Origin of the sequence: Agromyces binzhouensis, assembly GCF_004135055.1 — a bacterium.
Lineage (GTDB): Bacteria > Actinomycetota > Actinomycetes > Actinomycetales > Microbacteriaceae > Agromyces > Agromyces binzhouensis.
This window is the reverse complement of sequence record NZ_SDPL01000298.1, coordinates 1-3,902: the sequence shown is the minus strand read 5'-3', so window position 1 is coordinate 3,902 and position 3,902 is coordinate 1. Positions and strand designations below refer to the sequence as shown.

At 73.2% G+C, this 3,902-nt stretch carries 4 protein-coding genes; all 4 read left to right on the top strand.

Going from position 1 to position 3,902, the window contains the following annotated elements; genetic code table 11:
• A partial coding sequence (locus tag ESO86_RS12885) for a SulP family inorganic anion transporter (protein ID WP_340638858.1) occupies positions 1-1,671 on the top strand: 1,671 nt, incomplete at its 5' end.
• A 116-nt stretch (positions 1,672-1,787) separates the two neighbouring features.
• A complete protein-coding gene (locus ESO86_RS12880) occupies positions 1,788-2,936 on the top strand; it encodes a type III polyketide synthase (RefSeq protein ID WP_129235386.1) in 1,149 nt (382 codons plus the stop codon).
• A gap of 3 nt (positions 2,937-2,939) precedes the next feature.
• Positions 2,940-3,701 (top strand): methyltransferase, encoded by a 762-nt coding sequence (locus ESO86_RS12875; protein ID WP_129235385.1) that lies wholly within the window; start codon positions 2,940-2,942, stop codon positions 3,699-3,701.
• Positions 3,694-3,902, top strand: a 209-nt coding sequence (locus tag ESO86_RS12870) for an FAD-dependent oxidoreductase (protein ID WP_242492357.1), incomplete at its 3' end; no start/stop codon positions are given. The genes ESO86_RS12875 and ESO86_RS12870, both read left to right, overlap by 8 nt.

The window sequence follows — 3,902 nt, the reverse complement described above, 5'->3', positions numbered from 1 at the left end:
GCGCTCCGCGTGCGGCGGCTCCTCCGGCGGGAGACGCTCGGCAGGGACGCGGTCGCCGGCGTCGTGCTCGGCGTCGAGAGCGTGCCCGACGGCCTCGCGAGCGGCGTGCTCGCGGGCGTCAACCCGCTCGCGGGCCTCTACGCGTACCTCTTCGGGATGGCGGGCGCCGCGTTCTTCACGAGCAGCTCGTTCATGGCCGTGCAGGCCACCGGCGCCATGGCGCTCGTCGTCGCCGACACCGACCTCGCCTCGCGCGCAGACCCGGACCGGGCGCTGTTCACGCTCGCGATGCTCACCGGCCTCGTCATGCTCATCGCCGGGCTGCTCCGCGGGGGGCGGCTCCTCAGGTTCGTGCCGACCGCGGTGATGACCGGGTTCGTCACCGCCGTCGGCGTCAACATCGTGCTCGGCCAGCTCGCGAACCTGACCGGCTACGAGAGCGACGCCGCCAACCGCGTGCTCCGCGCGTTCGACCTCGTCCTCCATCTCGTCCGGGTCGACGTGCCCACGACCGTCGTCGGCATCGTCTCGCTCGCGCTCATCGTGGTGCTCACGCGCACCCCGCTGAAGTCCTTCGGGCTCGTGGTGGCGGTCGCGGCCGGGTCGCTGCTCGCGTTCGCGACCACGCTCTGGTTCGACTGGGATGTCGCGACGGTCGCCGACATCGCCGACGTGCCGAGCGGTCTCCCCGCCCCGGTCGTGCCCTCGCTCGATGATGTCGCGTACCTGCTGCTGCCGGCGATCTCGCTCGCATTCGTCGGCCTCGTGCAGGGCGCCGCCGTCTCGGCGGGCGTGCCGAACCTCGACGGGCGGCCGGCGGACGCGTCCCGCGACTTCGTCGGCCAGGGCGCCGGCAACCTCGTCGCGGGCGTCTTCCAGGGCATGCCCGTGGGCGGGTCCATGTCGGCGTCGGCGCTCATCGCCGCGGCGGGCGCGCGCACGCGACTCGCACTGCTGTTCGCGAGCGCGGTGATGGCCGCGGTCATCCTGTTCGCCTCGGGCGTCGTCGCGTTCATCGCGATGCCGTCGCTGGCCGCGCTGCTCATCGTCGTCGGCATCGGGTCGATCAAGCCCGCGAAGGTCGTCTCGGTCGCGCGCACCGGCGCGGTGCAGATCGCCGTGATGGCGGTCACGTTCGTCCTCACCCTGGTGGTCCCGCTGCAGTACGCCGTGCTCGTCGGCGTCGGGCTCGGCATCGTGATGTTCGTGGTCCAGCAGTCCAATCGGATCCGCGTGCGACAGGTGGAGTTCCGCGCCGACGGGCGGATCCGGGAGATCGAGCCCGTCGAGGTCGTCCCGGCGCACGAGGTCGTCGTGGTCCAGCCGTACGGGAGCCTGTTCTTCGCGAGCGCGCCCGTGTTCGAGGCGCGCCTGCCTCGGGTCGCGCCGACCTCGACGGGGTCGGTCGTGATCCTGCGGCTGCGCGGCGTCGACCAGCTCGGGCTCTCGCTCGTGGAGGTGCTGCGCCGCTACGCGGTCGACCTGCGCGACCGCGGATCGGCGCTGCGCCTCGTCGTGACGACCGAGGAGGTCGTCTCGCAGCTGCGACACGGCGGCGTGACGGAGGTCGTCGGGGACGACGGCGTGTACCGGGGCACGGAGTGGCTCGGCGAGACCGTCCGGACGGCGCACCGCGACGCGCTCGCCTGGGTCGCGGCGCGATCCGGCTGAACACGAGCCGTGGATGCGCCCGCGATGCTGGATCGACGGCGGCCCGCGCGGCTAGTCTGCAAGCGGGGAGAGGGGGCACCCATGCCGCAGCGACGAACCGATCCGAGGGCGACGGCATGAGCGCGGGGGTGCATCTCAGGGGGCTGTCGACGGCCGTTCCCGCGACCGTGCTGCCGCAGCCGGCCGTTCGCGACGTGTTCGCCGCGCAGCCGGGCCTGAACCGGCTCGCGCAGCGGATCATCACGACGTCGTTCGACGTGTCGGGGATCGAACGCCGCTACAGCGTGCTCGAGGAGCTCACGTTCGACGAGCGCGACGACGAGCCGGTGTTCTTCGACCGGACGACGGGCGACCTGCTGCTGCCGGGCACGAAGGCGCGCAACGAGATCTACGCGGTCGAGGCGACGAAGATGTACCTCGAGGCGGGTCGGCGCGCCATCGACGCGACGCCCGGGATCGAGGCATCCGACATCACGCACGTCGTGACGGTCTCGTGCACGGGCTTCTACGCGCCGGGGCCCGACTACATGCTCGTGCGCGACCTCGGGCTCGGGCCCGCGGTGCAGCGCTACCACCTCGGGTTCATGGGCTGCTACGCCTCGATGCCCGCATTGCGGACGGCCGCGCAGTTCTGCGTCGCCGACCCCGATGCGGTCGTGCTCGTCGTCAGCGTCGAGCTCTGCACGCTGCACCTGCGCTCCTCCAACGACCCCGACACGATCGTCGCCTCGTCGCTGTTCGCCGACGGCGCCGGCGCCGGCGTGGTCACGGCGCGCCCGCTGGAGGACGGCGAGCGCGCGTTCGCGCTCGATCGGTTCGAGACCCGCATCACGCCCGTGGGCGAGGGCGACATGGCGTGGAAGATCGGCGACCACGGCTTCGAGATGGTGCTCTCCAACGCGGTGCCCGCGATCATCGACGACCACATCACCGGGGCGCTCGAACCGCTGTTCGCCGCCGACGACGACCTCGCCGAGGGGCTCGCGACGGATGCCGCGGGCGAGCGTGTCGCCCACTGGGCGATCCACCCGGGCGGTCGGAGCATCCTCGACAAGGTCGAGGCGCGGCTGAAGCTCACCGAGCCGCAACTCGAGCCCGCGCGCGAGACGCTGCGCGACTTCGGGAACATGTCGAGCGCCACCGTGCTCTTCGTGCTGCGGAACATCCTCGATCGCGCGTCGTCGGAGCACGGCGACCGCGTCGCGGCGATGGCGTTCGGACCGGGACTCACCGTCGAGTCCGCGCTGCTGACGGTGAAGGGGTGACGGATGCCGCGACCTGACGTCGGCGGGCCGGGGCTGCTGCACGCGCTCGCCACGCTCGACCACAGGGACGTGGACGCGCGCGAGCTGATGGACGACCCGGCGGCCGACCCCGCGGAACTCGAGCGCACGTTCCATCGGTTCGGGCTCGTGAACCGCATCGTGTCGCGGCCGGCGGCCGTGTACGAGGAGTGGGTGCGGCCGCGACTGGGGACCACGCATCGGGCTCGCCTGCTCGACGTCGGCGTGGGCGGCGGCGACCTGCCGTACCGGATCCTCCAGCTCGCCGCGCGCGACGGCCTGCGCCTCGAGATCGTGGCGATCGACCCCGACGAGCGTGCCGTGGCGGCCGCGTCGCGCTTCGCGACGTCGGGCTTCCGGACCCGCGTGGCGACGACCGCCGACCTCGTCGCCGAGGGCGAGACGTTCGACGTGGTCTGGTCGAACCACGTGCTGCACCACCTCGGCGCCGCGGAGCTCGGCGCGCTGCTCGCCGACACCGAGCGGCTCGTGGCGCCGGGCGGCATCGGGGTGCACGGCGACATCGAGCGCAGCCGCGGCGCCTACCTGGGGTTCTGGGCTGCGACGCTGCCGTTCGCCTGGAACGTGCTGGCGGGCTCGTTCATCCGCCCCGACGGGCTCACGTCGATCCGGCGCAGCCACACCGCGCCCGAGCTCGCGCGCGCCATCCCTCGCGGGTGGCGCGTCAAGCGCGGCTTCCCGTCGAGGCTCGAACTGGTGTGGGGCAGCGAGATCCCGGATGAGTGAGCCGCAGTCGGGCGCGCGACCGATGCACGACGTGGTCGTGGTCGGCGGCGGCGCCGTGGGGCTCCTCCTCGCATGCCTCCTCGCGCGCCGCGGCCTCGACGCGGTGGTCCTCGAGCGACGGAACGCACCCGACCCGGCCACCACGCCCTCGCGCGCCATCGGCATCCACCCGCCCGGGCTCCGCGCCCTCGCGGCCGCGGG

Bases quoted from the DNA above. Each gene is read 5' to 3' on its own strand.
- ESO86_RS12875 (WP_129235385.1), top strand. From the start codon at position 2,940: ATGCCGCGACCTGACGTCGGCGGGCCGGGGCTGCTGCACGCGCTCGCC.
- ESO86_RS12880 (WP_129235386.1), top strand. From the start codon at position 1,788: ATGAGCGCGGGGGTGCATCTCAGGGGGCTGTCGACGGCCGTTCCCGCG.